Origin of the sequence: Schleiferilactobacillus harbinensis DSM 16991, from assembly GCF_000425885.1 — a bacterium.
In the GTDB taxonomy this organism is placed as follows: Bacteria; Bacillota; Bacilli; order Lactobacillales; family Lactobacillaceae; genus Schleiferilactobacillus; species Schleiferilactobacillus harbinensis.
This window is the reverse complement of record NZ_AUEH01000028.1, coordinates 12,108-38,373: the sequence shown is the minus strand read 5'-3', so window position 1 is coordinate 38,373 and position 26,266 is coordinate 12,108. Positions and strand designations below refer to the sequence as shown.

Here is a 26,266-nt window from a genome sequence, read left to right as displayed (position 1 = left end):
TTGCCCTCTCCAAGTGGGGCGATACATTCGCCGACAAGACTCTGGCTAATGCCATTCTTGATCGACTGGTGCACCACTCCCGCGTGATTCGGATCAACGGCCGGTCATACCGCATGAAGGGCCATATCACAGAGCCCAAAGCGGACAAAGCACCGAATGATACTGGTTAGGCCTCTGGCCTAACTGAAGCATCACCACTAATTGGAAAGGAGAAACGCAGCTCAACTAAACCGGCAAAAAACAACATTTTCTAATCGGCAAAAAATGTCATTTTATCGTCGGCGTTGACATGCACGCCGGAATTATTCAGTTTTGCGAGAAACCCAGGTGACACAAGCGCTTTTGGTATATTCAAAAAATAGTGGTCGGGCACTTGTGCGAAAACGCTTCCCAGGCCGGAGCATAGATGTTATCTTGGGTACAGAAAGGAAAAGGAAGGTGATCAGGTAAAAGAAAACGTCAATCTTTCTTCGTCAGCAAGGGCCACATGGCCTCCACTTGCCGAATGTCCCAGTCGGCCTCATATTCCTTCAAGGTAGCAAGAACTCCAGCGTGCATTTCTTCAGCGCCATGGCGATCACCTTGATGAAATATGATGGCTGCTTCCAGGGCTTTCCGATGCACGGAGAATTCGAGTTTTCCTTTTAAAGCATCAGTGTGGTGGGAGATGCTCAGCAGACTTTGAGCCTCATCGTAGTCCTTTGCTGAAATAATGAGTGCATTGGTGACACTTAATACAATATCACTCACCAAATCAGCGTTATTCAGGACATTAATATATGCCAACGCATGGGCAAAAATGTTCTGAGCAAGCCAAATGAGATCCTCGGCTGGCAAAAATACGGGGAAATAACGCAGCATATTGAGGTCATAATTAAACCAATTACGCTGCGAACGCAGATAATTCATCACGAAGTTGATATCGGCTATCGGCAACGGTTGACCCCGCAACATACCACTCGCTGCCTGGATGGTTATCTTGTCGAGACGACCAAACGGCAAGTCAGTTGGTTTATCTGGGTGAGTCTTTATCAAATCAGACAGCATACCATCTAACTTGATGACGTCCCTATCGTTGTAGGCGTGAGCGACTGAACTGTAAAAAGCGGATACTTGCGTTGGGTTGAAGTTGTTTTGCCGAGCAAAAAACTCAGAAGGTGTAATTCTAAGCTTATCTAGGAGTGGTAGGACCGTTGCTAGGTAAGGAGACGTTTGGCCCAGCTCAAATCTGCGTAACGATGATTCGCTCATTATGTCTGCGGATACCTGTTTAACGGTAAATTTGCGATCTTTGGTACGGAATGTGTAGAAGGTATTTCCAATTTCTTCTGACAACGGTTTCCCCCCTTATGAAAGGGTCGAAAGTGATGAATCAAATTGTAAAAGCCTTAGTCCCAACCAGTATACTGCTATCTGACGAGATTTATCCAATTCCTCTGATTTAAACTTGGAATCATTGCTTACTACAAAATGTGAAGTGAGGCCGAAATGGGGTGTGGGTGTTATGTTTGCTGAGATTGCCAGTATCGCGTTGGTCCTCTTTCTGGTAGTAATCAGCAGAAGAAAAGGTGTGGGGTTCTTAGTAGCCCGCATTTGTGCGTTTGTTCTGATTGCGCTACTGGGTCTTCAAAAGATATTGAACATTTTTCATAGCACCAGTTGGCGGCTAATCAGTATAGCGGCAGTTGTGGTGTTGATCGTTGCATTTGCCATATTTTCAATACGCCTTGAATGTCGTAAACAGCGCAGTTGAAAAGGTCTTAGATGATGTAGCACAAACACATTGGCCTATAGTCATCAGCGAAAACTGCCACACTGATCCTTTGCCTGGTCGGTTTCGAGTGACATCAAATGGTCTATTGATTCCATAAATTTTTACGTTGGAGGAGTTGATTACAGTGGAAATTGCAGAGCTTGCAGAACGGATGAAATCCGGGGCAAGTGCAATCAGCGTATTGGGCGTCAAATCCATTGCACTACTCTTCGGATTATCGACACAGTTCAAAGAGAATACGGCACGTAATGTAATCGCAGGTGCATTGACTGGAATTACAATGCAGGCGATGACCATGCCAGCAGCAGCGAATACGGCCATTCCGTATGTTCGTCAAAACAAGAACGCTCAAGAGATCGAGCATCAAATTGGCAAAATTACAAAGTTTCCGATGAGTCTTGTTCTCACGGAGAAGCATTTAGCCATTGGGACAAACTTCACTGGAGATATTGACAATATAAGAGATATCCTGACCGCTTCACCCAAGTATCTTATTACGATGATCAATCCGAACAGCATCCAAATCGCGAAGAAGGGCGCTGAATAGCGACTTTTTGCGAAAGGATGATAGCAAGCAATGTTGGACACCCACACAACCGAATAGAGACCGCAGAAATCCATAATGGCAATGCGGTCTCTTTTCATGCATTTCGGCCGATTGGGCCAATTAATTAACGAGACGGAAAACGCTTGCTAAAATTATCTGATAGGGATGAAAAGAGGCGCGGATATGGGTACATTGCTGGTTTCAATTATTTTCATTGCCGCAATCATTGTCGTTGTCATTGCCGCATCGGTACGCCGATCAGCGACGGGTAAGTGGTACACCGTCCTCGGCCGCTCTTTCTATTTGCCCGTTATTGTCGTCGGCGTTGGCTTTATCGGGTTCATCGTGTGGGACATGATCCAGGGTGGACCCGGCGCCACGATGATGGTTATGCCTTTTGTTGTGTTGTTTGCGGTGGTGTTAATGACTGCTTTAATCAAAGAAAAATCATCGCGGCGCTGAACCAACAACGGAGGTGATCCCGTGAAGAAGAACGGTGGTATCCTGATTCTGTTTATCCTTGCTGTCGCAGGGTTTATTGTCATTTCTATGCTGAATCAATCGGTATACCAGATCTTTACGATTTTTGTTGTGTGGTCGGCTGTGCTGTACGTGGTTTACCGGCTTGGATTGCTGGCGTGGGTATCTTTACGGAGGGAACAGCGTAAGCCGTGATTTTTTACTGAACATGAATAGAGACCGCATTGCCCATCACAGGCAACCCGGTCTCTTTTTCGCATCATGAATAATAGGCGTTAGTCGTGAAAATGCGTCTCCAGGAAGGAGAGCACGGCATCGTAGTCGGGTTCGCGGGTTTGTTCGTCAACGATCTCTTCGTAACGAATCTTGCCGTTGGCGTCGATGAATGATGGAACGGATCAGGGCATTGCTGTCCACTATAAGAAACAGAGTTTTTCCCGAGTTGAGTCAATCCGCTGAATTAGCTGAGCCTTCGAGATTATTAAAGATATATTGTAAACGTTTTATACACGCTTTGAGACAAACTGAACCGATTCGTTTATTCTGAAGACAAGTTAAACGAGGAGGTGTTACTCAGCGGCAGTTGTCAGCTGATCCCACAAACTATCCAAAGAGCTCATCGCGTCGTGCATGTCCAATATTTTCAAAAAGGCGATGAGGGTCTCGTGGCTTTCAGCAGCCTTTGCCTGGTTGCCGCGACGATATTGAATAATTGCTTCATATTCAGTAAGCGTTAAGGTGGTGGTGAGGTAGGCAGCAATAGCGGATTCACGACGCGTGCGCAAAATCAGGTGTTCTGCATCATTAATTGCATTTGCCATAATCAGCTGACCAATGACAGCGATGAGGATATTGGTGGCTAACGTGATGTTGGACATGAGTGGAAAAAGGTTGGGATGTTCTTAAACAGCGTATCGACTAATTGGGTAAGTATATCACTCGTGAGAAAGGGCGGCAGAAACTGAAGAATTGCCAGGTCATAATGAAACCATTCGTTTTGGGTCAAGAAATAGGACACGGCGAAGTCAACGTCTTCCTTTGGCAGCGGGACATTCTGGAGCATACCCAGCGCGGCTTTCACTGCAATAATATCGAGACGATGAAAAGGTAGATTTTTAGGTTCCAATATCTTTTCATTGACGAGTTCCGACAGCTGGCGTTTCAAAGAAAGAACATCTTTACGTGAGTATGCACGGGAGGCTTTTTGGAGGGTTTGGGTAACAGAGGATGTGGAGTGCTCGTTAACACGGTATAGAAATTCGGACAAAGAAACGCGAAGACGCTGTAAAAGCGGCAACAAGTTTTCAAATGATATTGATGAGTCGCCCAATTCAAATTTGTCCAGGGTCGATTTGGAAACGATACCGTCCGACAGTTGGCTCAGACTGAGATTCCGGTTTTCACGGATGATTCGAACGGACTTTCCGTATTCATCGGACATTATGTATCCCCCTTTAGAAAGGCATGCGTGATTACAGCAGTTTTGAGCATAACTTTCAAAATGGCACTGATCGCTGGGTATCGACGTATTCTGGAACGGTGCGGAACGTACGGGGGGGTTCCGCAATCCCGCCTTATCGGATTGAATTGAATAAGTAACAAATAACTCGCAATAAGGGTTGTTAGAAGTTGTTTTGTTACCGCACCCAATCCCACATGGTATATAATGAGGCCATCAAGAAGGAGGTTGCCTATCATGAAAAAGAAGGGCATCTGGATCACGTTGTTGGTCGTTGTCGTTGCCGCAATCGGCGGGATCTTTGGGTATCGGTATTACACCAGTAAGGCTGCGGTACCGAAGACCTTTGCCGGGCGCGTGCTGGAAACCTATGTCCCGAACTATCTCTTTGTGGATATGACCATCAGCTTTGCCAACGGTCACGCTTATCTACTGCCCACTCAAGCAAGTACTGCCGTATTTCTAGGCAACTCGCCGACAAGTGGGAAGAAGACTGAACTGAAACCCATGACGAAGACGGTTTTCAAGATGTTGGTCGGTAGTACCGACATCAACGACATCGCGAAGGTCAAGGTCGGTCAAAAAGTTGATTTGGGTCGGGCGGAGTTTACCCGTTCCGGCAAGCAATGGACGGTCACAACGCCCAAGCTGACTTTGAAGCTGACGGATCGCGGCGATACTAGCTTTAAGTCCCAGGATGGTACGTTCTGGCTGCTGCGAAAGGATGATAGTAAGTAATGTTGGACACCCACACAGACAAATAGAGACCGCATTGCCATCGCCGGCAACACGGTCTCTTCTTTTGCATCATGGGTAATTGGCGTTAGTCGTGGAAATGCGTCTCCAGAAAGGAGAGCGCGGCATCGTAGTCGGGTTCGCGAGTTTGTTCGTCAACGATCTCTTCGTAACGAATCTTGCCGTTGGCGTCGATGATAAAGATAGAACGGACCAGAACATTGCTGTCCGGTACGAGCAGGTTCATGGCCCGGCCAAAGGACCCTTCGGAATCGGACAACAACTGCATCCGTTTGACGCCCTCAGCCGCGCACCAGTTTTGCTGCTCAGCGACGGGGTTCGTCGAAACGGTGTAGAAATTGATGCCCGGGAACTGGTCAACTTCTTGATTGAACTTCTTGGTGGAGATGCTGCACACCCGGGTATTGATGTCCGGGACGACACTGATCAAAGCCGGCCGGCCAATCATCATCGCGGTGGTGAAGTACGCGCCGTGGGCATCTGTCATGGTGAACTTCGGCAGCGTTGCCCCGCGCCGAATCGGTTCGCCCAGAACAGCGACCGGTGCCCCATTACGTGTAACTTGCATGAATCGTAGCCCCTTTCAAATTTAGCTAACGCTGATTGTAACACGTTTAAAAATAAAAGGAAGGGGTCTAGACCTTAGTCGGTTGACAAACGCTGATAACCGACTATTCGCCCTGTTCGGCGTTCTGTTTACGGAACTTAAAATAACTGACGGTGCCAAAGACAATGGTCCAAATAATCGCGCCCACCGCTGGGATGATTGCGTCGGCGTTGATGAACAGGGTGAAGAAGATGAAGACGAAGAAGATGATCGTGATGATGTTCGTGAACGGGAACCCGGGCATCTTGAAGCCATCGGGCATATAGTCGGCGGAATGGCGGTAGCGATAATGGGCCACCATGGCCAGAGCATAGACCAGGATGTACAAATCACTGGACGAACTGGTGATGAACTCGAAGGCATCCTTGATCTGCGGAATCATTGCCAAGGCGGGTGCCAAGAGCATCACGATGGACGAGGTGAAAATCGCCCGGGCGGGGACGCCGCTGCTGGAGATTTCAGTCACCTTTGAATCTTCCTTGGAATGCCCCTCGGTACCGATCTGGTACAAATGGCGGCCAGCGGAGAAAATTGCGGAGTTCAAAGCCGATGCGGCCGATGTCAGCACGACGAAGTTGATGACCCCGGCGGCACCCTTCAGTCCGGCTAGGGCAAAGACCTGCACGAACGGACTTTGCTGGGGATTGATTTCCCGCCAAGGGTTAATGGACATGATGATGATCATCGCGCCGATATAGAAGATCAGGATCCGATAAATCGTTTGGTTGATGGCCTTAGGCAGAACTTCCCGGGGGTTAGCCGTTTCGCCAATGGTGATGCTGACGAACTCAATGCCTTGGAAGGCAAAGAAGACCATCGGGAAGGCACCGAGGAACTTCCAGACGCCATTGGGGAAGAACTGGAAGTGGTCCAAAATATTGCCAAAACTAGCGACACTGCCGCTGGGAGTCTTGAAGCCAGTAAAGATCATGATGATACCGGTAAAAATCAGAGCCAGAATAGCGATAATTTTAATCATCGCGAACCAAAATTCTGTTTCACCAAAGACTCGGGCCGCAATCAGATTCATGGTGGTTAAGATGGCCAGGAACACGAGTTGAATCAGACTGGCGTTCCAAGTAGGGAACCAGTATTGGATATACCGGCCAATCGCCGTGAGCTCAGCCATGGCTAAGAAAATCAAGCCCAGCCAGTAACTCCAGCCGGCAAAGAAGCCGGCGCCTTCGCCCACGTATTTCGAAATGAACGAGACGAATGTATGCTGGTTCGGGTCCTCATACAGCATCTCGCCCAGCGCCCGCATCATCAGGAAGAAGAAGATGCCCAGGACAGCGTAGACGAGAATGATTGAGGGGCCGGTGCGGTGGATGGTGGTCCCGGAACCGAGGAACAGCCCGGTGCCGATCGTGCCGCCGATGGCAATCATTTGGACGTGGCGGTTACGCAGGCTGCGCTTCATTCCCCCATTGCCATTCGTTGTTGGTTGTTGTGCCATGCAAAAAAATCCCCTCTCAAAAGTCTTCCTTTCTATTGTAACCCTTCTGTAACAATATGGCGGTTCAACTGCCTCAGGGTAAGATGAAGAGGATTCATGTCGATAAAGGAAGAAACAGGCTAGCTTTTTGGTACTTCTTCGGCGGGAACTGGGCGAGGCTGCCGATCAATAGTCCGTACTGCCGGCAGCAACAGCATCCCAGCGCCGACTACCAGTGCACCCACGCCCATGATGATGAACAGCATGTTCACGCCGAACCGGTCGGCGACGGGCCCGGCGGCCACCAGCCCCAATGGTCCAGCTAAGTTCATGAGCATACTGGTCAGCCCGATGATCCGGCCGAGCATTTCTGGGGCAAAACGCTCCTGAATCATCGCCATGAACGGTGCATTGAAAAACGGCACCCCCACACCGAAGAAGAAATTTAGAATATTAAATAGGATGAAACCGGTGAAATCCCGGCTGAGGATGCCGGACAGAATACCGCAGACAGCGACGCTGAGAATTGAGCCAAACAGCGCCCGGCCGCGGTCTTTACCCGCGCCGCGCCAACCGATCCAGGCCCCGCCGAGCATCATGCCGACGGAGAAAACAACTTCCACGATGGAGGCCATGGCGACCGTCCCCCGGAAATACTGAGTGGTCATCAAGGGATAGACTGCGCCAGCGGGCATGAAAATCAGGGTGAACAGGGCGCCAATTAAGGTCAGCTGGAAAATTCCTTTATCTTTGCGCAGCAAGGTCCAACCGGCCAGCATGTCCTGCCAGAAATGGACCGGGCCGTCCTGTTTCAGCCGTTCCGGCAAGCGGGTAATCAGCATTGTCGCGGACCCGAAAATCGCCCCAACGACATCCAGCAGAATCACGTAATTGATGTCGAACATGCCGAAGAGCACCCCCGCCACCGCCGGGGCGATAATCATTTGCACGGACTGGAACGCCCCGATTTGGCCGCTGATCTTCGTCAGCATCGTGTGCGGGACCAAAGTCGGGGTTATGGATTGCAGCGTGGGATATTGAAACGTCTGGGCCAGCGAGCGGACGAACATGGCTAAGAAGACCATCCACAGGGGGAAGGTATGACCAATCAGGCCAATGACCGCCAAGACGAGGGCCGCCAGCGCCGTCAGCATATCCGTCCCGATCATCAGCCATTTCTTATTATGCCGGTCGATGATCGGCCCGACGAAGGGCGAAATGAAGATGCCCGGTAAAAAGCCGATGATCGTCGCCAGCGAAATCATGGTGGCTGATTTGGTTTCGATGGTTAAGTACCACAGCAGAGCATATTGGACGATGGCACTGGTGATGCCGGATAGAAACTGGCCGGTCCACATGCGGTAGAAGTTAAAACGCCAAGTCGTTGGTGCGGTCATAGTGATCCTCCCTCGTGACGCAAAATGATGTCCAGAAAGTATACCAAATTGGGGCGCGGGAGGGCAATCAGATTGCTTGTTATAAGCCGAAATGATGGTTCTAACGTTGCTGAGTGCGTATACTAGCAGATATTAGGAATGGAGGCCGCACAACATGGATAATAGAAGCGTCGTGCCGTTGGTTCCTTACGGCCGTGAGTACTCACTTGAAGTTACCCAGGCTGAATTGAAACAGCTCGGGGCGGATAGTACAAATACGTTTGAAAAAGTAGTTGATTCGGTGAAGGGGACAATTACGTATCGCAAGCTTCCGTCTACTGCTCACGAGGATTTCGTGAAAAAGGGAATGAAGTACTATAACGAGAACCGCCAAATGATGGAAGACCTAAAGGATATGTAGACCATTCAGGCAGTCTGCCCAAGTGCAGCCTGCCTTTTTGTGCACTAAATATTAGCAATTAGCTTAACAGAGTGACAAAACTGGTATATACTATAATTGTTCGGTGAGAGAGACACCGGCACGGTGTACAAGCACCGTTCACAGAAAACGCAAGTAATATTGTCTAAGTGGTTTATAGGGGGTATGTCTTATGGCAGACGATTTTAACAACAACGATGATTTCTTCCACAACGATATGGATGATTTCTTCAATCAAGTGATGCATCAAATGGGTCAAGGCCAGTCCGCCCGGTATGTGGTGAACGGCCATGAATTGACCCCGGATCAGTTCGCCCAATTCCGGGCGACTGGGCAAATGCCCAGCGGTGACGGCAGCAGTATTCCCGTCAATGATGGGCAGACCAAGGCCGTCAAGAAGGGCGGCATCTTGGAAAAGATGGGCCGAAATTTGACCCAAGAGGCCAAGGATGGGTTGCTGGATCCGGTTATTGGCCGGGATAAGGAAATTCAAGAGACCGCTGAGATTCTCAGTCGGCGGACGAAGAATAACCCGATCCTGGTTGGTGACGCCGGGGTCGGTAAAACAGCCATCGTCGAAGGCTTGGCGCAGGCTATTGTCAAAGGCGATGTGCCGGAAGCAATCAAGGACAAGCAGATTTGGTCCATTGATATTTCTAACCTGGAAGCCGGTACCCAGTACCGGGGCTCCTTCGAACAGAATATTCAGAATCTGATCAAAGAGGTCAAGGCCGCGGGCAACGTCATTCTGTTCTTTGATGAAATTCAACAGATTCTCGGCGCTGGTTCTGTCGGTGGCGACGATAACGGCAGCAAGGGTTTGGCCGATATCATCAAGCCGGCCCTGAGCCGGGGCGAAGTCACCGTCATCGGGGCGACGACCCAGGACGAATACCGCAACACCATCATGAAGGATGCGGCCCTGGCCCGCCGGTTCAACGATGTCATCGTGAATGAACCAAGCAAAGCCGATACCTTCAAGATTCTCCAAGGCGTCCGCAAGCTCTACGAACAGCACCATCACGTGCAATTGCCGGATGATGTCCTGCAGGCGGCGGTAAACTATTCCGTGCAGTACATTCCGCAACGGTCTTTGCCCGATAAGGCCATTGACCTGATCGATATGACGGCCGCGCACTTGGCGGCTGAACATCCGGTGACGGATAAGGTGGCTTTGGAGAAACGATTGAAGGAAATTAACAAAGAAAAGGATGCCGCCGCGAAGAAAGAAGACTACAAGGCAGCCGCGAAAGCCAAGACCGAGGCGGACCAGATTCAAAAGCAGCTGGCTAATGACGGCAAACAAGTCGAGGCTGTGGCGACGCCGAATGATGTGGCCGAATCCGTGCAGCGGTTGACCGGGATCCCTGTTCAGCAGATGTCCGGTAACGATATCGAACGCTTGAAGGGCTTAGGCAGCCGGTTGAAGGGGAAGATCATTGGCCAGGATGAAGCCGTGGATATGGTTGCCCGGGCTATTCGCCGCAGCCGTTCCGGCTTTGCCAGCGGCAATCGGCCGATTGGCTCCTTCCTCTTCGTTGGTCCCACGGGGGTCGGCAAGACGGAACTGGCTAAGCAGCTGGCGCTGGATATGTTCGGCAGCAAGGACGCCATCATCCGCTTGGATATGAGTGAATATTCTGACCGAACTGCCGTTTCTAAGCTGATTGGGACCAGTGCCGGCTACGTCGGCTACGAAGACAACGGCAATACGCTGACGGAACAAGTCCGCCGGAATCCATATTCCATTGTCCTGTTGGACGAAATTGAAAAGGCCGATCCGCAAGTCATCACGTTGCTGCTGCAAGTCTTGGATGACGGGCGGCTGACCGATGGCCAGGGCAACGTGGTCAACTTCAAGAACACGATCATCATTGCCACGTCCAATGCCGGCTTTGGTACCGAAGCATTGGCCAAATCCGGGAAGAAAGATGAAGACATCGTGACCCGGATCGCGCCTTACTTCCGTCCTGAATTTTTGAACCGGTTCGACGGTATCGTTGAATTCAGTCATTTGACCAAGAAAGACCTGCATCAGATCGTTGATTTAATGCTCGCTGATGTCAGCCGCATCTTGGGCCGCAAGCAGATTACCTTAACGGTTTCTGCAGACGCTAAAGATTGGTTGATTACCAAGGGTTATGATGAAGCGATGGGTGCTCGGCCGTTACGCCGGGTTATTGAATCCCAGATTCTGGATAAGGTCACAGACTATTATCTGGATCATCCAGACGTGAAGCACCTGGAGGCGGAACTGGCGAATGATACCATCGTGATCAAGCCAGTCACTGAAAAGGCTGCTGCTCGGCCAGACGCAAAAGGCGAGGCAGTGACCAAGCAGTAATCGTTCAGCTGGTGAAGGCAGGCTGGTGTCCCTATGTTGACCTTGCCCCAGCACGCGGGCGAAGGCGGGTTGGGGCAACCACTTAGACAAAGCCATAACGTCATCAGCTTCCAGAACAAGCGTCGCTAAAGCCGCTTGCCGGATGTGTTAGTGCACCCGGCAGGCGGCTTTTTTTGGCGGATTAAATAACGCACACTGGCGGGCGAATTGCTTGCTTTTCCTGACCAAATAGCTTACGTTGGAATCGGTTGCACCAGTCACAGCAATTTATTTGATCGGAGGAATAACATAATGGATAAAATGCGCGTACAGGGTGATCACTTCGTTAATGAACGGGGTGAGCAGGTCATTTTCAACGGCATCAACTTGGTGGATAAAGAAGCTGACCATGATTTCATCACCCCCGGCGGGGATCCGCTTTATGAACAGCTGGCGGCCCATGGCATCAATCTGATCCGCTTCGGTATTTATTGGAACAAAGTCGAACCGGCACCGGGCCAGATCGATGAAGCGTATTTGGCGCGGGTTGCCGAGCAGATTCAACTGGCTCAGCGGCACGAGATCTATGTTTTCTTGGACATGCACCAGGACCTGTACGCCGCTAAATGGGGCGATGGCGCCCCGGACTGGGCGGTGCTGGACGACGGCCTGCCCTTCAACCGGAGCGACCTGTGGAGCGATAGCTACTTCATCAGCCCGGGCTTGCATCGGGCGCTGGATAATTTCTGGCAAAATGCCCCGGCTGGCGATGGCAAGGGGCTGCAGGACCACTATTTGAACGCTTGGCAAGCTATCGCCAAGTATTTCCTGGAAGCTGAGAATGTGATCGGCTTCGACTTGATGAATGAGCCATTCCCGGGTTCCCAATCCCAGGAAGTAGTGCAGACGCTTATCGGTTATTTGGGTGAAAAACTGCAGATGTCCCCGGAACAGCTGATGGGTATTTGGCTGGATGACACGAAGAAGCAGGGGTTGTTAGCCCAATTGAACGATGCGGCTACTTATGGTGAGATCTTGCAGAAGCTGACGGCGCCGGTGCAGGCATTTGAAAAGGCCACCTTGAACCCGTTCTACGATAAAATGGCGGCTGGCCTGCACGACCTGTTGAACGGCAAGGCGCTCTTCTTGGAGACGAGCTTCTTCGCCAATATTGGTATTCCGACGGCCATTTCTTTCTCTCCGGATAAAAATGAAGTCTTCGCGCCCCACGCTTATGATCTGGTGGTGGATACCAACCACTTTGAGAATTACAGTATGGCGCGGTTGGGCCATACGCTGGCGGTTCATCGGCAGGTGCAAGAGAAGTGGCACGTGCCGCTGGTTTTAGGTGAATGGGGCGCGTATTTCGATCAGCCGGAGACGAAGGCCATTAGCGAATTCCACGTGAAACAAATTGAAGCTAACGAGTGGAGCCAAACTTACTGGAGTTACTATGAGGGCTACTTCACCAGCCCCACGGCACGGGTTCTGGAGCGGCCGTATCCCCAGGCAATTAACGGCAAGCTGCATGCCTATCACTATGATCCAGCGACTCAGCAATTTGATTTGACGTACAAGGCGTTCCCAGGTACCAGCCGGATCTTCGTGCCGCATCTGCACACCGTGGCGATCAGTCAGCTGGCTGAGCAGGGCGTGCGCGCGGATAAGAAGGCCTTGCCCGGCAGCGAAAGCGGGGTGCTGTTTATTACCGCTGATGCGGAGCAGGAAGTTGTGCTGCATTTGCATATTGGGTAATTAGGATCGGCTTTTGGGCCAGAGTTCCTGCGAATGCGATATCATTGGCTTAACATCAATCAGTGGGGAGGACTCGATGATGACAAAGACGCAACTTTATCCAGTGTGGCGCATCGCCCTGGGTGTTTTAGTGCTTGCCAGCGTTATCGCGCTGCTCTTTTGGAACACCAGTCCCTATCGCTGGCTAATTAGTGCCGCTTTGATATTCGCCCTGAACATGGTGAATCTCGGCAGTAACTTTTGGCGGGCTAAGCGGCCCTTGTTCCAGCGTACCGATTACTGGCGCATGGTGGCTGGGGATTGCTTACAGGTTCTGCTTTGGGTATGGATACTGATGCAGAATCCCGGGAACCCCTATTTTGCTCTAAGCATTGGAATCGTGATCGGTTCACTGGTGATTGTTCTGGTCGGTGATGTTTATTTGCGACGGTATCTCACTAGGGCGTGACGGTGAGTCATCAGAAAGTTAGGAGGGATGTGCGTGCAACGGATTGCCCACATGCTGAAGGACGCTTTCACATTCAACAGTCCGGGCTTGTCCTTCAAAGATAAGTTCAAGCTATCGCTGCCGGCACCGATTCTGTCGGTGTCCGGGGTGATCATTCATCAGGTCTTTCTGAAGTATTACACGGATGTGATCGGTTTGACCCCCGCCATGGTTGGCTGGGTCTACACTTTGTATAACATCTGGAATGCGGTGAATGACCCGCTCTTTGGGGTGCTGCTGGACCGGCGGCCGCCGGATCCGAAGCGGGGTAAGTACGTCTATTTAATGAAAGTCACGGTGCCGGTGATGCTGCTGGCGACCTTTGCCATGGCTTGGAGCAGTCCCAGTTGGAGCCAATGGGTGATTTTCGGCGTGTTTACGGGCCTGCTGTTTATCTTTGACACAGCGCAAACGGTGTACAACATTGCGCTGAGTTCCTATGTCCTGTTACGGGCGCCGACTAAGGAAGAGCGGATGGACATTGGGACGATCGGCAATTACGTCACGTACATCATGTCCTGGGCGGTGTCCGTCGTGCCGACTTTGCTGCTGATCAACCACACGACGCAGCGGGTTTTCATTCCGGTATTCATGGTGATCATGCTGTTTCAGTCGGCCATCTTCGTTGTCGCTCTGTGGGGGCTGCCGGATCCGCCCGAGCTGTATGCCTCGGTGGAACTGGTCCATACGGATTTTCGGGAAACTTTGAAGATGGCCTGGTCAATTCTGAAATCACGGCCGTTTCTCGCCGCCATTGCGTACTCCATCATTGCCATGGGGGCCTTACGTTTTTACACTACCGCCTATTTGTATTATATGGGCGGTGCCGTCAAAGTCGACGGCATCACAGCGACGATTATCAATACCGCGGCCCACGTGGTGGCTCTGATGCTGATGCCGATCATGAACTCGATCACGAAGGCTTATGGGACCAAATTAGCGATTTACTGGGGAATGATCCCGGCGAGCATCGGCTATTTGGGAATCACTTTCGCCACCACAATTTGGGAGATCAGTATCTTCTGGACGTTGATCGTTATTTCGACGATCTACTTCGGAGTGGCGATTGGACCGATGAACGGCCTGATTATTGATGAGGATGAATGGCGGACCGGCGTGCGCAAAACGGGGTTGTATAACGGCATGTTCAATCTATGTACCACCGCTTTTGCCAGTATTCAGCTGATCATCTTTACCAACGTGATCGGTACCGCTGGTTATGTGGGCAAGGCGGCTGTCCAGACGCCCCAGGCGCAATGGGGCATTCGGCTGGCCACGGGGGCGATCCCGCTGCTTTGTTTAGTGGTTGGGTTGATTCCAATGATCTGGTATCCTTTCACCCGTCACCGGGAGCAGGAAATCTCGGCCCATTCCCACGCAATTCGAGCTGCGGCGAGCCAAGCGGCAGCACAGAAGCTGCCTGGTGAGCCGACGGGATTGGATCAATAAGACAAAGAAAATCCGTCAGCAATTGGCGGATTTTTATTTTGCTCAAAATTTATCGCGGTATAATCAAAACATCCCACCGATTGAAAGGATGTTGTCCATGCTGCGTTTGAAAGCAACCAATGCCGCTGATGCTGAACAGGAATTTGCAGCCATCACCGCCTTGCAAAGCGAGAACGGCTTTACCAATAAAAATTACGGCATTTCCCGCCAAGAGTTCTTGGCCAAGGCGTTGCCAGCGATGCTCAATGCCCCGCAAGGCATTGATTTGCCGGCGGGTTTTGTCCCGGAAACGGATTTCTTCCTTTGGGCGGACGATACGATCGTCGGCTTGTTCCGGGTGCGGCATTACCTGACGCCAGCCCTGCGCAATGGGGCTGGCCACATCGGCTATGCCATTTTACCGGCTTACCGTGGGCATGGCTACGCGAATATCGGCTTGGCGCTGACCCTGCGGGAGGCAGCCAGAATTGTGCCGGAGGATCACATCTATTTGTCTGTCCACAAGGATAATCCGGCGTCCCTGGCCGTGCAGTTGAAGAACGGCGCAACCATTTGGCACGAAAACGACGCGGAATACTTCACGCGCATCAAGAAAAGCGCAATTCAATAAACAACAGTGATCCCCATCATCCCCACCAGGTTCGGCGCCTGGTCTGGGGATATTTTCATCCCCTGGGCGAGGTGCCAGTCAAAGCGCAGTCCGGCTAACTCAGAGGTGGTGAAATCTAAATTCTTCAGTTTGGTTTCGCCAAAGTCCGCTCGGGTCAGATCGCAGTGGGCAAACTGAATCTTGCGGGTGAACTTCACGGCCGTCCAATAGGATTCCTGCAAGCGGCTGGCGCTGGCGTGCAATCCCTTGATAATGCTTTCTGAAAAGTTGACGTAATTGGCCAGACAGTCGGTCAGCGTCAAGTCGACGATACCGCAATTGTAGAGGTCGGCGCCGACCAGTTTGGTGTCCTTGAACGTACAACCGGTGAAGTAGCTGCCGCCGAATTGGCAATTGGACCAATCGAGGCCGATGAACGTGCAATCCAGCCAGGCACTTTTGGTGAAATCATGCTGGACAAAAGTACAATTATCCAGCGTGACCTGCTGGACGTTGATGTCCTGATTGGAATAATCCAGAGTGCAATGGCGATATGTGGTTTCAGGGATGAGATCGTCGATACTGAGTGTTTTATTTTCGATGACGGTAGGTTCTTCTGCGGCCATAATAGCGGTCTCCTCTACACGGTTTTCTTTGATTTTACCATGAGCGTGAGCACGATGCCGAGCAGGCCCAAGGCCGCAATGAGGAGAAACGACTGGCGGCTGCCGGCCGTGATCGCGGCCGCTTTCGGTGTGCCAGCGCCGCGTTCATTGGCCGCTAAGATGGCGGATAGGACACTGGTACCCATGGAGCCGGCGTATTGCTGCAGGGTGTTGAAAAGCGAATTCAAATCGCCCTTTGCCGAACCAGGCACTCTGAGTGAGGCGTCGGACATCGTGTTGCCGAAGCCAAAGTTGAAGCCGAAGCGGAAGAGCATGTACAGCAGGGTGATTAACACACCGCCAAGCCAGCCTGTCAGTCCCCAAAAGAGCAGACAGCTGAGCAGAATGGCAGTATTGCTGAGCAGCAGCGGCAGACGGAAACCCGCGCGGTCATAAACATGGCCGGCCAGAGGCGACATCAGGCCGCCGAGAATCGATCCAGGCAGGAGCATCAGTCCTGCTGTCAGTGCGCTGCTGTGCAAGACGTTTTGACTGAATTGCGGCAGCAGGAACGATAAGCCAATGTTGGCGAACTGCAATGAGAAGAAGACGATGGCCCAGAGGGCAACGGCTGGCGTTCGCAAGATCCTGAAGTTCAGCAACAGGGCATTGCTGGTCTTGATATGCCAGAGCAGGAGCAGGAGAGCGGCCAAAAAAAGTCCGCCCCAACTAAGGACTGAGCCACTGGTCCAGCCGAGGGTGCCGATATTTTCCACCGCTTCGCTTAAGCCGACCAGTACTCCGGCGAGCAGGATCAGCCCAGACCAATCGAAGCGGCGATGCTGGGGTTTGGCCGGTAGTTGGATAAATTTTTGGCCTAACAGAAACACACCGCCGATTACCGGCAGAATGACGACAAAAATCAGCCGCCAGCTCAAGGCGGAGGTGAGCCAGCCGCCATAGGTTGGGCCCAATGCCGGGGCTAGAGAAATGATCATGCTGGCTAAGCCCATATAAGTTCCCAGTTGGCGATGGGGGATCAGAGCCATGATCAGATAGAACATTAACGGCGTGGCGATTCCCGTGGCTACGGCCTGGGCTAACCGGCCCAGCAGCAGGATGGGGAAGTTCGGAGCGGCGGCGCAAAGAGTCGCGCCAATCAACGCCATGCCCACCGCGAAGCGGAATAAGCTTTGGGCAGCGAAGCGCTGGATCAAGTACGCGGTCGTGCTCATCACGATCGTCACCATTAACAAATACCCCGATGTCAGCCACTGTACCGTGCTCAAGGTGATGCCCAGTTGGCGCGTCAAGGTATAAAACGCCACATTCAAGGATGTTTCGACTAAGATACCAGTGAACGAGAGCAGCCCGACGGCCAAAATTGCCCATTGAGTGTGCCGCGCCACTTGTTGTTGTGCCATATTTATTGCCTGCTTTCTGACTTTCTGCCTTTATCCTACAACCAAAAAAAGCTGCGCATAAGAAAGAATTGGCCGGGCGCGTGAAAGTTGGGCGGACCTCGCGGACAATGCTAAAATAATATGGAGGCAGGAAAGGAGCGCTGGAGATGACGAAACGACATAACCGGTGGATACTGGTCTTAGTGACAGTGCTGGCGTATATCGCCATCGGCGCGGTGTATTTCATGCGGCGCGACTGGCTGGCCGGTTTGACCCGGCATCCGGCGGGGCTGCTTGCTGTCAGCATCGCCGGACCGTTGCTGCCCGGCCTGGCCAGTTTGTATCTTTGGGCCAAGGCTGCGACGTTGTGGCCGCAACTGTTGTGGGGCACCCTGGTGACTGTTTCGTTTTGGCTGCTTCTTTCGCTGATCGCATTATTTCTCATCTTCGGACCGACGTGGCCGTTGGTTGTTTAAGGAAAGCAGGTTATGGATATGGCAGAAACAAATCGTGGTTTCTTCATTCATTTGCAGGATAAAAAAGCTGTTGTGACCGAACAGGAGATTCCCATGCCCGTGGTGGGTCCGGATGATGTGCTGGTGGCCGTGAGCGGCGCCAGTGTCAATCCGGTGGACCTCAAGCGGGCGGCCAGCGGGGACCAGCAGGTGATGGGTTTTGATACCGTCGGCCGGGTCGTGCGGACGGGAGCCAACGTCAGCGGGTTCTCAGCGGGACAAAAAGTCTTCTTCGCCGGTGAGGGCCAGCGCCAGGGCAGCTTTGCCCGGTATCAGAGCGTCACTAGCAAGTTAGTGGTGGCGACCCCCAGAGGGTTTGAATCCACTTTTCTCGCCAGCCTGCCCTTGACCGGGATCACGGCCTGGGAGCTGTTATTTGAAAAAATGGGTTATACCGCCTCGGCGGGTGCTAATCACGGTCAGGTATTGCTGGTGATCAACGGTGCTGGCGGCGTGGGCTCGATTTTGACCCAGTTGGCGAAGTGGAGCGGTTTAACGGTCGTCGCCACGGCGTCACCTAAGAACTTCGATTGGCTCACGGCCAATGGTGTGGACCATGCGCTGGATTATCATCAGGACCTGACCACCGCGTATCAAGCCTTGAATCTGGCTGCGCCCACTGGTGTCGCTATTTTGTATCAACCGGTGCCCTACGCCCAGGTGGCGGCGGACCTGGTGGCTTATTTCGGTCATGTGGGATCCATTGTGGAACCCAGCGGCCCCTTAGCCCTAGCCCCGCTGAAAAACAAATCCGCCAGTTTTGACTTTGAATATATGTCGGCTAAGACCGATGCGGGGGTCAATGTCGCCTCCCAGGGTGCCATCCTGCAGCAGCTGGCCGACTTATTGCAAAGCGGCGCGATTCGGCCCACTGCGACGCGGACCTTCCCGGTATTGACGACCGAGACGCTGACGGAGGGTCTGCATACCCTGCAGGCCGGGCACGCCGTGGGCAAGCTGACTTTCCACGTGGGCAACTTGCAATGAGTTTGACCACGATCATGGCCGCGAGTATTCAGTTGGACGCTTTGGCCCACCGATACGAGCGGGCCTTTTTTGACTTGCAGACGTGTGTGCCGCTGGCCGGCAATCCCGTTCAGGCGCCGACGCTGTGGACTCGGATTGATGACTTGCGGGCGGCCATCGCCAATTTAACGAAGGGAAAAGCCCAAGTTCTGGGAGACTTGCAGGATTATTTTGCAGGAGCGCCGACGGACTTTTCCGCTGCCCAGCACGCGCTGTTGGCGGCAGCGGTGGCCAAAGCGCAACCAGCGGCGTTCCTGCCCCGCCAGCTGGTGGAACAGGTCAGTGCCCGGCTGCCTTGGCGCACGACGAGTGATACACCCCAAGACGTCCTGACCCAGTTGGCCAAAGCCATTGGGCTGTCGCTCCCCGCCCAACTCCGAGCCTTGGCGGCACTGTTGGGGAGCAGCACGCTCAACGCAGCGCCGACCCGTTACACCGCTGAGAGTGTACCTTATCCGGTGGATAGCTTGATCCACCAGCGGACTTTTGTGTTTGCAGCGATTGCGGCGGAATACCAGATGGCGAATTATCAAACGCTGACGCCGGAACAGTTTTGGCAGTGGCAATTATGGCGGTTGAACCATATCTTCGGGATCCCCGTTGCGACGTACAATGCCCGGACGCTGGTACCGGCGGCAGCGGATACCGGCCTGTCGGCGGACGCCGTGGTCTTCTATCCGCCAGCGGCACCGCCGGAGGTGTATTTCCTGTTTCGCGGCACAGAAAACACGAAGGGGGCGGCGGAACCGCTGCACCTGACAGAGGCGCTGGCTCATCCGTTGGCGGCCATGGATGCCAATTTAATTGAGGGCTATCGCGACTGGTGGTACAACGTGCAGGCCGTGCTGCTGGGGGAGGATACGGAAATGTCCCAGATCGACGCCGCCCGCCGGTTCGTGGCTGAGGTCCTGGCCCAATTGCCGACGACCACCAAAGCATACGGCATCGGTCATTCCTTGGACGGCCACCTGGTCCAGTCCTTGCAGCTGATCGATGGCGCGTTTGCGGCCGGGTACACTCTGAATGCTGCCCCGGTCCAACTGCGTCAGATCCAACAGATTGCGCCGGAACGGTTTTCTCTAGAAACTTGGACTGCCCTGCAGGCGGCTACCAGTCGCGGCATCGCGAATGCTTCAGATTCAGCCTTGCTGGCCCAGACGGTGACTGATCCGCGCTTAGCGATCACCAATGAAGGTTTTGCCCAGGACATTACCCGGCTGTTCTATAACTTAGCGGGCAATGTCTACGTCGGATCTTACCATGCTGTTCAGCGGCCGGGTTTGCAATACCCGTTCATTACCCAAGTTTCCGATTATCTTTCCTCGGCCGAGATTCGCTACGCGGCCACCACGTTGGGGGATTTCTTCAAAAAAACAGCCAGCGACCAGACGACAAGTCTGAGCTGGCAGATCGTGAATTATATGCGGGCTTGGGGTGAAACACCCCATTTGCCGGCGAGCAAGAGTATCCGTTACCGGCGGGATTATTTGCGGTACTTGACGGCCACCGGCTGGTTGAGCACTGAGCCGGTCATTTCGGCCCGCAGTCTGCCCCGCTGGCTGACGAGCCGGTTATCAGCCGGCAAATTGCGGACGTTTCGGCAGATTCGTTTTGATATGTTACAACTCGCTGTTTACTTCCATATTATCGACGGGGCGCAGTTTTTCTTCCTTGATTAGCTGCTGATAATTCGGCAGGGTCAGGGAGTATAGAGCGGCGTCATGGTAGGCATCGCTTTGATAAATATGGTCGGGCAGGATCCCATCCAAGTGGCAGAACAGCCGCTCCGGGACTGCCCGGCTTTTCTTATTCTCGACATCGGCCAGCACTTGGATTTTGCGCAGCCCCAACCGGTTGAAGCCGACGGCAAAAAGGGTGGACAGCCCCCGGGTCATGATGCCGAGACCCTGATAATCGGTTCCCAGCCAGTAGCCCACGCTGGCGTGGTGATCCATCTGGTCGAAGTCGTGGAGATCGATCATGCCGGCGGGCGTGCCGTCCACTGTGATAATCAGGAGAAACAGCTTATTGTTGATCATTTGGGTACGGGCGTAGCGCAAGAAATTTTCTTCATCGTGAACGTGTTTGGTGTCCTTGGTCCAGGGCATCCAGCGAGTGAGCAGGTCGCGATTTTTCTTCACCTGAGCGAAAATCGCGGCGGCGTGGCTTTCTTCGGGAAAGACTAGGGCCACCTGGTGACCGTGCTGATCAAATTGGGTGAGTGTAAACATCATTAACCTCGATTCATTTTTGCGGGAGTTGGAATCCTTGCCTCTTGAGAATGCGGCCAATTTCGCCCCGGTGGTGGGGATCTCCTTGGCTGTTGGCCACGACCATTCGGGCAAAATCGGTGTCCCGGGGTTGGCTGGACCGGTCGGCGTAGTAGGTATGCACGGCCTGATTATACGTGTCCCACAGGGCCGGGGTATCGGCCGGTTGGGGATAGCCGTTACGGCCCACCACTAAGGCGTGCGGCAGGCGGGGCTTGGCGTCTGGCTTGTCCGCCGGCACGCCGACCATTAGCCCTAGGAGCGGGAAGGTATAGCGGGGCAGGTGCAGCAGGTCGATCATCTGCTGGGGATCGTTCAGGATACTGCCCAGATAAACGGTACCCAGTCCGGTGCTTTCGGCGGCCGCCACCATATTTTGAGCAGCCAGCGTCGCATCGAAAACGCCGGCTAAGAAAGCATTCCAGTCGGTGAGGCGGGTCGTGGCGGCGTGCAGATTGTCGGCCAGCCGCACGTTGCGGGCTTGATCGACGACGAAAACATAGAACGTGCCCGGCCCGGCAATATATTGGTGGGTCGTCAGCGCTGCAATTTTCTGCCGCAAATCAGGCTCCGTAACCCGAATCAGAGTGAACTGCTGCATGTACTGGCTGGACGCGGTGTGCTGAGCCACATCTTCCAGGGTGCGCAGGGTCTCTGCCGGAACAGCAGTGTCTTGAAATGCGCGAATCGATGTATGGTGCAAGAGCGTGTCAATGAAGGAATGTGTCTGATCTGCCATAAGTAACCACCTTTGCTGCAAGATAATGACCAGTTTAGTAGGGAATTGCAGGCGGTGCAAGGCAGAAAAAAACTCCGGCGGTCAAAATGACCAGCCGGAGCAGAGACTTAGAATAGCTTAAGCGGCCGTCTTTTCTTCTTCATCGTCGGCGGCATTGCGCATCTTCAAGGAACGCAGGGCAGGAATCGATAACATCACGGCGAAGCTCAGCAGGTAGAGCACGGCCAGAAAACTCATGGTCGTGATCAAGTTGTAGTGATCCATCAGGAAGCCGATGACGACGGAGGAGAACCCGCCGATAGCCCGGCCAACGTTAACGATCAAGTTGTTTGCCGTAGCCCGGATGTGGGTGGGGTACAGGCGGGAAATGATTGCGCCGTAACCGCCGAACATCCCGTTGGAGAAGAAGCCCAATACGGCACCGGCGAGGATCAAGGTAATTTCATTGGCCGCCAAAGTAATCAAGAAGACGGAGACGGCGGACCCCAGCAGGAAGATGGTATAGGCCATTCGCGGGCCCAGGTAGTCCAGGATGCTGCCGAAGGTCATCATGCCGATGGACATGCCGACGATGGTGGCAATCATCCAGATGGAAGAACCGGATACGGTGATCCCCAGTTGTTTCTGCATGATCGTCGGCAGCCAGTTCATCAAGCCGAAGTAACCGGCAATTTGGACCACGACCATGAACATCAGAGCGATGGTTTGGTACGCCTGCTTCTTGCTGGTGAACAGCTGGCCCAGACTGATTTTTTTCTTCCCCTCAGCAGTGTCCTGACTCTCTAAGAAAACCGGGCTTTCCTGCAAGTGTTCCCGGACGATGAAGGCCAGGGCAACAGGCACCAGGCCGACCAGGAAGAGGGCGTTCCAACCGAAGTTGGGGATGATCAAGGACGCCATGACAGCAGCGAAGATCGCCCCGATTTGACCGCCAATCGCGGCCACGCTGGTCATCCGGCCAACGTGCTGTTTCTTGAAATTCTCAGCGATCAGGGTAATCCCGACGCCATACTCGCCACCAGCGCCGATGCCGGCGATGAAGCGCAGGATATAGATGACCCAGATGTTTTTCGCAAAGAACATGGCCGCCGTGGCAAAGGCAAAAATAAAGATCGTATGCGAGAAGGTCTTCACCCGTCCGATACGATCCCCTAATAACCCGAAAATCACTCCGCCCACCAGCATTCCAAGGTTGGTGATCGAAGAAATGAGCCCGGCCTCAGCGCCACTGATATGTAAGCTGGCGATCATTGGTGCCAGGGCAAAAGATAAGAACATGACATCCATATTTTCCAAAGCAAAACCCGCACTAGTCGAAACGATGGTCCGTTTCTGATTGCGGGTTAAGTTTGTACTTTTAGTGTTGTATGATTCCACGGTATTGGCCTCCAAATGCATGCTCACTGACATGCGTTATTTATTGGCGCACTGTTTGCACAGATTGCTTGACAATGATTGTGCCACATATCCGCAAGCGTTGCAAGGCAGTGTGAAAATTTTCTCACGCAACCGAGAAATGATTACCACGGCCGGAGACCGAATGCGGCGGCGCAGTAAATGACGATCAGGCCGCCCGCCAGACCCCACTGCCACGCCGGCATGGGGTCGGCAATGAGTTCGGTACGCGGGGCGTTTTCAGTAAATCCCTGGGACGTCATTGCTTCGGCTAAATCGTTGGACCAATTCAGGGAAACTAAGACGATGCGCAGGTACAGCAGGGGGTTCCACAGGCGCAGATTCTCGCCGCGCATCAGGGCGGAATACTGGATTCGGCGGAATTCATGGCGCACGCGATCGGCCATATTCAGCGCGCCCAGCAAGCCGAAGACAAAGGCATTAGGCAAATGAAAGTGCAGGTGCAGGCTGACCAGCCAGCGCTGGGTGCTGACGGTCATGGTGACGATCATCCCCAGCAGTAGATAAGCGTACACCCGGCTGCCGTACATCCAGGCCAGGTGCCAGCGGTCGACGGTGCCGAAAAACCAGAACGAAATCCAGCTGCCGAAGGCCAGGGGCAGGGCGATGAGCAAAATGAGGCTCACCTTGCGCCAGGAAACACGCAGCGCAATGAGATAGAGCAGTCCCAGACCAGCGACGATGGTGTTCAGCCATACGCTCTGGGCGAAGGTCAGCGGGAACCCGATACCGATCATGATCAGCGTTAATGTTGCCGCGTTCAGTCCGCGGGGCGTATCTGCAGTTTGAGTCATCAAGCCGCCTCCCCGGCGATCAGCTGCAGTTGCTGGTCAGCCAAATGCAATTCGTAATCCATGAACGAGACGACGCCTTGCCGTTGATGGGAAACCACCAGCGCACTGAGCTGCAAGTCATGGATGGTCTGCTGCAAGAGAGTCAGGACTGCTTGCAGCGATGCCTGATCCAGGCCGGCAAAGGGTTCGTCCAGCAGCAGCACTGGCTGGCCCATGATCAGCATGCTCAAAACCTGCAGCTTCTTTTGCTGGCCGCCAGACAAGGCGTAACTGACGTGGTCCAAAACAGCCGCCAGATTCAGCCGGGCTGCCGCCTGGGCGATCCGTTCCGCAGTCCAGTACGTCGGGTGCAGACTGTGTTGAGCAGACAAGGCCAATTCATCGCTGGCTTGGATCCGGATGAACTGATCCGGGCTGTTTTGATACACTTCTGCCACCTGCAGGGCCCATTGCTTCAGCTTGTACTGCTTGGCGGGCCGGTCTTGGTAACGTATGTCACCGGCATAGCGGCGCTGGCGGGTCAGGGCGGCGAACAGTGTGGATTTGCCGGCCCCATTGTCACCAGACAGCAGTCCCAGCTGGCTAGCGGGCAACGTGAACTGCGCGGCCGTAATCAGCGGCCGGTCCCCGACGGTGAGGCTTAGGTCATGCCACGCCAGGGGCCCCGTGGTCAGCGGCTGGCCCTGAACGGGGGTCGCGGGGGTCGTTGCCGGCAGCGCGGCCGGTGATTCCTGAAGCAGCGTACGCTGGGTGCCGTCAACGTGGTACAGTTGATCCACTAAGCCGGCGTAACCGGACAGGTCATGGTCGGCGAGGATGATCGTCTTATGCTGGGTGCGCTGCAAGGTTTTGAGGTCGGCCAATAATTGCGTTCGCCCCGCCGCGTCGACATTGGCAAAGGGCTCATCCAAAAGAATCAGTGAGCTGCCCAGGGCTAATACACTGGCCAGGGCGACCCGCTGCTGCTCGCCGCCGGACAGCGTTTCCAGCGCCCGGTGGGTGAATTGCGTCAAGTGCAGATCGGTGAGCACCGTTTGAATGCGCCGGTCGATTTCTGGCGGACTCAGTTGTAAATTAGCCAGGGCAAACTGCAACTGTTCCAGCACCGTGCGCATGGCAAACTGCCGACTGGGATTTTGAAACAGCATCGCCACGTGCGCCGCCCGCTGGAAAGGCTGCAGCGTGCTGATCTCGGTATCGTTCACCGTCACTTGGCCGGACTGAATAACGCCGCCGTATTGCGGATACAACCCGGCTAACAGTTTCAGCAGCGTCGACTTGCCGCTGCCGGAGGGCCCCGTCAGCAGGTTGAAGGTCCCCGGTTCCGGGGCAAAGGTCAGCTCTTGAAAAATCGGCGGCGCATCTTCAGCGTAGGCAAACGTCAAATTGGTTACAGCAAAGTGGTCCATTTACTTCAACAATCCTGTCTTGGCCACCAATTGTCTGATCCAGTAAACCAGCACGCCGGAGAAGAAACCGATGGAGACAAAGCGAATGATGAGCAAGGTAATGTTCATGGTTGGGGTATAGGCCTTGTAGCCGCTTTGGAACCAATCCCAGGCGAAGGTGACGATGGTAGCCCCGATGGTGGACATGAGCAGGCCTAATTTATCCCAATTCTTGTAGCCGGTGGCGGCGAAGCCCAGTTCGTTGCCGATACCCTGAATGAAACCGGAAATCAGGTCGGCAGCCCCCCAGCTGGAGAACAGCATCATTTCCACCGCGGCGGCCAGTAATTCACCGATCACCGACGCACCGACTTTGCGCAGCAGGACACCGGCTAAGGGACCGGCCATGATCCATACGCCGATGGTCATATCGTTGGCGTAGGGCTTCAGCGGCGTCGCGGCCAGGGCGTAATACACATAGCTCCACAGTTGATAAATAATGCCGAAGAAAACACCGATGAGGGCTAAAAAGATAACGTCCCGAATGGTCCAGCGGACTGGATTCACTTGGGCAACTTGGCTATTTGCATGTTGCATAAAATAATCACTCCCTGTGTTTTTTGAAACGATTGGG

28 protein-coding genes are annotated in these 26,266 nt (G+C 53.4%); 14 read left to right on the top strand and 14 right to left on the bottom strand.

The genetic code is table 11. The annotated features are described in order from the left end of the window. On the top strand, positions 1-170 hold a 170-nt coding region (locus tag H627_RS19710; protein WP_162143233.1), incomplete at its 5' end, for an ATP-binding protein. A gap of 289 nt (positions 171-459) precedes the next feature. Here the strand turns inward: H627_RS19710 and H627_RS0109545 are convergent. Beyond that, the gene (locus tag H627_RS0109545) at positions 460-1,335 is read right to left on the bottom strand and encodes a helix-turn-helix domain-containing protein (protein WP_027828778.1); all 876 of its coding nucleotides are present in this window, start codon (positions 1,333-1,335) and stop codon (positions 460-462) included. 563 nt (positions 1,336-1,898) lie between these two features. Here H627_RS0109545 and H627_RS0109535 point away from each other — a divergent pair. From H627_RS0109535 to H627_RS0109525, 3 genes are all read left to right on the top strand, one after another. After that, on the top strand, positions 1,899-2,321 hold the full coding sequence (locus H627_RS0109535) for a hypothetical protein (protein WP_027828776.1): 423 nt from the start codon (positions 1,899-1,901) through the stop codon (positions 2,319-2,321). A gap of 183 nt (positions 2,322-2,504) precedes the next feature. Next, positions 2,505-2,783: a hypothetical protein gene (locus tag H627_RS0109530; protein ID WP_027828775.1), complete on the top strand. Its 279-nt coding sequence runs from the start codon at positions 2,505-2,507 to the stop codon at positions 2,781-2,783. 21 nt (positions 2,784-2,804) lie between these two features. Further along, on the top strand, positions 2,805-2,996 hold the full coding sequence (locus H627_RS0109525) for a hypothetical protein (protein ID WP_027828774.1): 192 nt from the start codon (positions 2,805-2,807) through the stop codon (positions 2,994-2,996). A 374-nt stretch (positions 2,997-3,370) separates the two neighbouring features. Here the strand turns inward: H627_RS0109525 and H627_RS0109515 are convergent, their stop codons facing one another. Both H627_RS0109515 and H627_RS0109510 read right to left on the bottom strand, forming a co-directional pair. Further along, positions 3,371-3,679 carry a hypothetical protein gene (locus H627_RS0109515; RefSeq protein ID WP_027828773.1) on the bottom strand — a complete coding sequence of 103 codons (309 nt, stop codon included), beginning with the start codon at positions 3,677-3,679 and terminating at the stop codon, positions 3,371-3,373. Next, a complete protein-coding gene (locus H627_RS0109510; RefSeq protein WP_027828772.1) occupies positions 3,661-4,242 on the bottom strand; it encodes a helix-turn-helix domain-containing protein in 582 nt (193 codons plus the stop codon). Before H627_RS0109510 ends, H627_RS0109515 begins: the two co-directional genes overlap by 19 nt. Before the next feature lie 255 nt (positions 4,243-4,497). Between H627_RS0109510 and H627_RS0109505 the strand changes: the two genes are divergently transcribed. Then, complete coding sequence (locus H627_RS0109505; RefSeq protein ID WP_027828771.1) at positions 4,498-4,998, top strand: hypothetical protein; 501 nt, start codon at positions 4,498-4,500, stop codon at positions 4,996-4,998. 85 nt (positions 4,999-5,083) lie between these two features. Here the strand turns inward: H627_RS0109505 and H627_RS0109500 are convergent, their stop codons facing one another. The 3 genes from H627_RS0109500 to H627_RS17775 all read right to left on the bottom strand — a co-directional run bounded on the left by H627_RS0109500 (position 5,084) and on the right by H627_RS17775 (position 8,455). After that, a complete protein-coding gene (locus H627_RS0109500) occupies positions 5,084-5,584 on the bottom strand; it encodes a thiol peroxidase (RefSeq protein ID WP_027828770.1) in 501 nt (166 codons plus the stop codon). 103 nt (positions 5,585-5,687) lie between these two features. Beyond that, positions 5,688-7,079, bottom strand: a complete 1,392-nt coding sequence (locus tag H627_RS0109495; RefSeq protein ID WP_027828769.1) for an amino acid permease — start codon at positions 7,077-7,079, stop codon at positions 5,688-5,690. A gap of 119 nt (positions 7,080-7,198) precedes the next feature. Beyond that, positions 7,199-8,455, bottom strand: a complete 1,257-nt coding sequence (locus H627_RS17775; protein WP_035440533.1) for an MFS transporter — start codon at positions 8,453-8,455, stop codon at positions 7,199-7,201. Positions 8,456-8,609: 154 nt separating this feature from the next. Here H627_RS17775 and H627_RS0109485 point away from each other — a divergent pair, with 154 nt between their 5' ends. The 6 genes from H627_RS0109485 (at position 8,610) to H627_RS0109460 (ending at position 15,497) form a co-directional block, all read left to right on the top strand. Next, the gene (locus H627_RS0109485; protein ID WP_027828768.1) at positions 8,610-8,855 is read left to right on the top strand and encodes a hypothetical protein; all 246 of its coding nucleotides are present in this window, start codon (positions 8,610-8,612) and stop codon (positions 8,853-8,855) included. Positions 8,856-9,045: 190 nt separating this feature from the next. Then, a complete protein-coding gene (locus tag H627_RS0109480) occupies positions 9,046-11,217 on the top strand; it encodes an AAA family ATPase (RefSeq protein ID WP_027828767.1) in 2,172 nt (723 codons plus the stop codon). Positions 11,218-11,508: 291 nt separating this feature from the next. Then, a complete protein-coding gene (locus H627_RS0109475; protein ID WP_027828766.1) occupies positions 11,509-12,951 on the top strand; it encodes a cellulase family glycosylhydrolase in 1,443 nt (480 codons plus the stop codon). 79 nt (positions 12,952-13,030) lie between these two features. Further along, positions 13,031-13,399, top strand: coding sequence for a hypothetical protein (locus tag H627_RS0109470; RefSeq protein WP_027828765.1), 369 nt, complete (start codon positions 13,031-13,033; stop codon positions 13,397-13,399). 33 nt (positions 13,400-13,432) lie between these two features. Further along, a complete protein-coding gene (locus tag H627_RS17770) occupies positions 13,433-14,887 on the top strand; it encodes an MFS transporter (RefSeq protein ID WP_063516085.1) in 1,455 nt (484 codons plus the stop codon). Between the two features lie 97 nt (positions 14,888-14,984). Then, the gene (locus H627_RS0109460; RefSeq protein WP_027828764.1) at positions 14,985-15,497 is read left to right on the top strand and encodes a GNAT family N-acetyltransferase; all 513 of its coding nucleotides are present in this window, start codon (positions 14,985-14,987) and stop codon (positions 15,495-15,497) included. Here the strand turns inward: H627_RS0109460 and H627_RS0109455 are convergent. Together H627_RS0109455 and H627_RS0109450 are read right to left on the bottom strand one after the other, a co-directional pair. Then, the gene (locus tag H627_RS0109455) at positions 15,491-16,102 is read right to left on the bottom strand and encodes a pentapeptide repeat-containing protein (protein ID WP_027828763.1); all 612 of its coding nucleotides are present in this window, start codon (positions 16,100-16,102) and stop codon (positions 15,491-15,493) included. The genes H627_RS0109460 and H627_RS0109455 overlap by 7 nt on opposite strands. A 14-nt stretch (positions 16,103-16,116) precedes the next feature. Then, positions 16,117-17,505 (bottom strand): MFS transporter, encoded by a 1,389-nt coding sequence (locus H627_RS0109450; RefSeq protein ID WP_027828762.1) that lies wholly within the window; start codon positions 17,503-17,505, stop codon positions 16,117-16,119. A gap of 146 nt (positions 17,506-17,651) precedes the next feature. On the opposite strand from H627_RS0109450, the gene H627_RS0109445 reads away from it, so the two are divergent. From H627_RS0109445 to H627_RS0109435, 3 genes are read left to right on the top strand one after another with little or no spacing between them, the layout of a single operon-like run. Beyond that, entirely contained in the window at positions 17,652-17,960 is a 309-nt protein-coding gene (locus tag H627_RS0109445) for a hypothetical protein (RefSeq protein WP_027828761.1), read from the top strand. Positions 17,961-17,978: 18 nt separating this feature from the next. Further along, entirely contained in the window at positions 17,979-18,986 is a 1,008-nt protein-coding gene (locus tag H627_RS0109440) for an alcohol dehydrogenase catalytic domain-containing protein (protein ID WP_063516094.1), read from the top strand. Next, positions 18,983-20,704: a DUF6792 domain-containing protein gene (locus H627_RS0109435; protein WP_027828759.1), complete on the top strand. Its 1,722-nt coding sequence runs from the start codon at positions 18,983-18,985 to the stop codon at positions 20,702-20,704. The genes H627_RS0109440 and H627_RS0109435 overlap by 4 nt, the downstream gene beginning before the upstream one ends. On the opposite strand, the gene H627_RS17765 is transcribed toward H627_RS0109435, so the two are convergent. The 6 genes from H627_RS17765 to H627_RS0109405 all read right to left on the bottom strand — a co-directional run bounded on the left by H627_RS17765 (position 20,645) and on the right by H627_RS0109405 (position 26,229). Further along, positions 20,645-21,259, bottom strand: coding sequence for a GNAT family N-acetyltransferase (locus H627_RS17765; protein WP_051225328.1), 615 nt, complete (start codon positions 21,257-21,259; stop codon positions 20,645-20,647). The two genes, H627_RS0109435 and H627_RS17765, sit on opposite strands and share 60 nt — an antisense overlap. Positions 21,260-21,269: 10 nt before the next feature. Beyond that, positions 21,270-22,034 carry a nitroreductase family protein gene (locus tag H627_RS0109425; RefSeq protein ID WP_027828758.1) on the bottom strand — a complete coding sequence of 255 codons (765 nt, stop codon included), beginning with the start codon at positions 22,032-22,034 and terminating at the stop codon, positions 21,270-21,272. Between the two features lie 117 nt (positions 22,035-22,151). After that, on the bottom strand, positions 22,152-23,411 hold the full coding sequence (locus tag H627_RS17760; RefSeq protein WP_035440532.1) for an MFS transporter: 1,260 nt from the start codon (positions 23,409-23,411) through the stop codon (positions 22,152-22,154). 143 nt (positions 23,412-23,554) lie between these two features. Continuing rightward, positions 23,555-24,244, bottom strand: a complete 690-nt coding sequence (locus H627_RS0109415) for an energy-coupling factor transporter transmembrane component T family protein (protein WP_051225327.1) — start codon at positions 24,242-24,244, stop codon at positions 23,555-23,557. Further along, the gene (locus tag H627_RS0109410) at positions 24,244-25,653 is read right to left on the bottom strand and encodes an ATP-binding cassette domain-containing protein (RefSeq protein WP_027828756.1); all 1,410 of its coding nucleotides are present in this window, start codon (positions 25,651-25,653) and stop codon (positions 24,244-24,246) included. Before H627_RS0109410 ends, H627_RS0109415 begins: the two co-directional genes overlap by 1 nt. Continuing rightward, positions 25,654-26,229 carry an ECF transporter S component gene (locus H627_RS0109405; RefSeq protein WP_051225326.1) on the bottom strand — a complete coding sequence of 192 codons (576 nt, stop codon included), beginning with the start codon at positions 26,227-26,229 and terminating at the stop codon, positions 25,654-25,656. Positions 26,230-26,266 lie beyond the last annotated feature (37 nt).

Excerpts from the sequence above, each read along its gene's own strand:
- H627_RS17775 (WP_035440533.1), bottom strand. The coding sequence starts at position 8,455 with ATGACCGCACCAACGACTTGGCGTTTTAACTTCTACCGCATGTGGACC.
- H627_RS0109405 (WP_051225326.1), bottom strand. The coding sequence starts at position 26,229 with ATGCAACATGCAAATAGCCAAGTTGCCCAAGTGAATCCAGTCCGCTGG.
- H627_RS0109480 (WP_027828767.1), top strand. The coding sequence starts at position 9,046 with ATGGCAGACGATTTTAACAACAACGATGATTTCTTCCACAACGATATG.
- H627_RS0109455 (WP_027828763.1), bottom strand. The coding sequence starts at position 16,102 with ATGGCCGCAGAAGAACCTACCGTCATCGAAAATAAAACACTCAGTATC.
- H627_RS0109435 (WP_027828759.1), top strand. The coding sequence starts at position 18,983 with ATGAGTTTGACCACGATCATGGCCGCGAGTATTCAGTTGGACGCTTTG.
- H627_RS0109410 (WP_027828756.1), bottom strand. The coding sequence starts at position 25,653 with ATGGACCACTTTGCTGTAACCAATTTGACGTTTGCCTACGCTGAAGAT.
- H627_RS0109500 (WP_027828770.1), bottom strand. The coding sequence starts at position 5,584 with ATGCAAGTTACACGTAATGGGGCACCGGTCGCTGTTCTGGGCGAACCG.
- H627_RS0109470 (WP_027828765.1), top strand. The coding sequence starts at position 13,031 with ATGACAAAGACGCAACTTTATCCAGTGTGGCGCATCGCCCTGGGTGTT.
- H627_RS0109495 (WP_027828769.1), bottom strand. The coding sequence starts at position 7,079 with ATGGCACAACAACCAACAACGAATGGCAATGGGGGAATGAAGCGCAGC.
- H627_RS0109475 (WP_027828766.1), top strand. The coding sequence starts at position 11,509 with ATGGATAAAATGCGCGTACAGGGTGATCACTTCGTTAATGAACGGGGT.
- H627_RS0109530 (WP_027828775.1), top strand. The coding sequence starts at position 2,505 with ATGGGTACATTGCTGGTTTCAATTATTTTCATTGCCGCAATCATTGTC.
- H627_RS0109425 (WP_027828758.1), bottom strand. The coding sequence starts at position 22,034 with ATGGCAGATCAGACACATTCCTTCATTGACACGCTCTTGCACCATACA.
- H627_RS0109460 (WP_027828764.1), top strand. The coding sequence starts at position 14,985 with ATGCTGCGTTTGAAAGCAACCAATGCCGCTGATGCTGAACAGGAATTT.
- H627_RS0109510 (WP_027828772.1), bottom strand. The coding sequence starts at position 4,242 with ATGTCCGATGAATACGGAAAGTCCGTTCGAATCATCCGTGAAAACCGG.
- H627_RS0109450 (WP_027828762.1), bottom strand. The coding sequence starts at position 17,505 with ATGGCACAACAACAAGTGGCGCGGCACACTCAATGGGCAATTTTGGCC.
- H627_RS0109440 (WP_063516094.1), top strand. The coding sequence starts at position 17,979 with ATGGCAGAAACAAATCGTGGTTTCTTCATTCATTTGCAGGATAAAAAA.
- H627_RS17765 (WP_051225328.1), bottom strand. The coding sequence starts at position 21,259 with ATGATGTTTACACTCACCCAATTTGATCAGCACGGTCACCAGGTGGCC.
- H627_RS0109515 (WP_027828773.1), bottom strand. The coding sequence starts at position 3,679 with ATGTCCAACATCACGTTAGCCACCAATATCCTCATCGCTGTCATTGGT.
- H627_RS0109415 (WP_051225327.1), bottom strand. The coding sequence starts at position 24,244 with ATGACTCAAACTGCAGATACGCCCCGCGGACTGAACGCGGCAACATTA.
- H627_RS0109505 (WP_027828771.1), top strand. The coding sequence starts at position 4,498 with ATGAAAAAGAAGGGCATCTGGATCACGTTGTTGGTCGTTGTCGTTGCC.
- H627_RS0109445 (WP_027828761.1), top strand. The coding sequence starts at position 17,652 with ATGACGAAACGACATAACCGGTGGATACTGGTCTTAGTGACAGTGCTG.
- H627_RS0109485 (WP_027828768.1), top strand. The coding sequence starts at position 8,610 with ATGGATAATAGAAGCGTCGTGCCGTTGGTTCCTTACGGCCGTGAGTAC.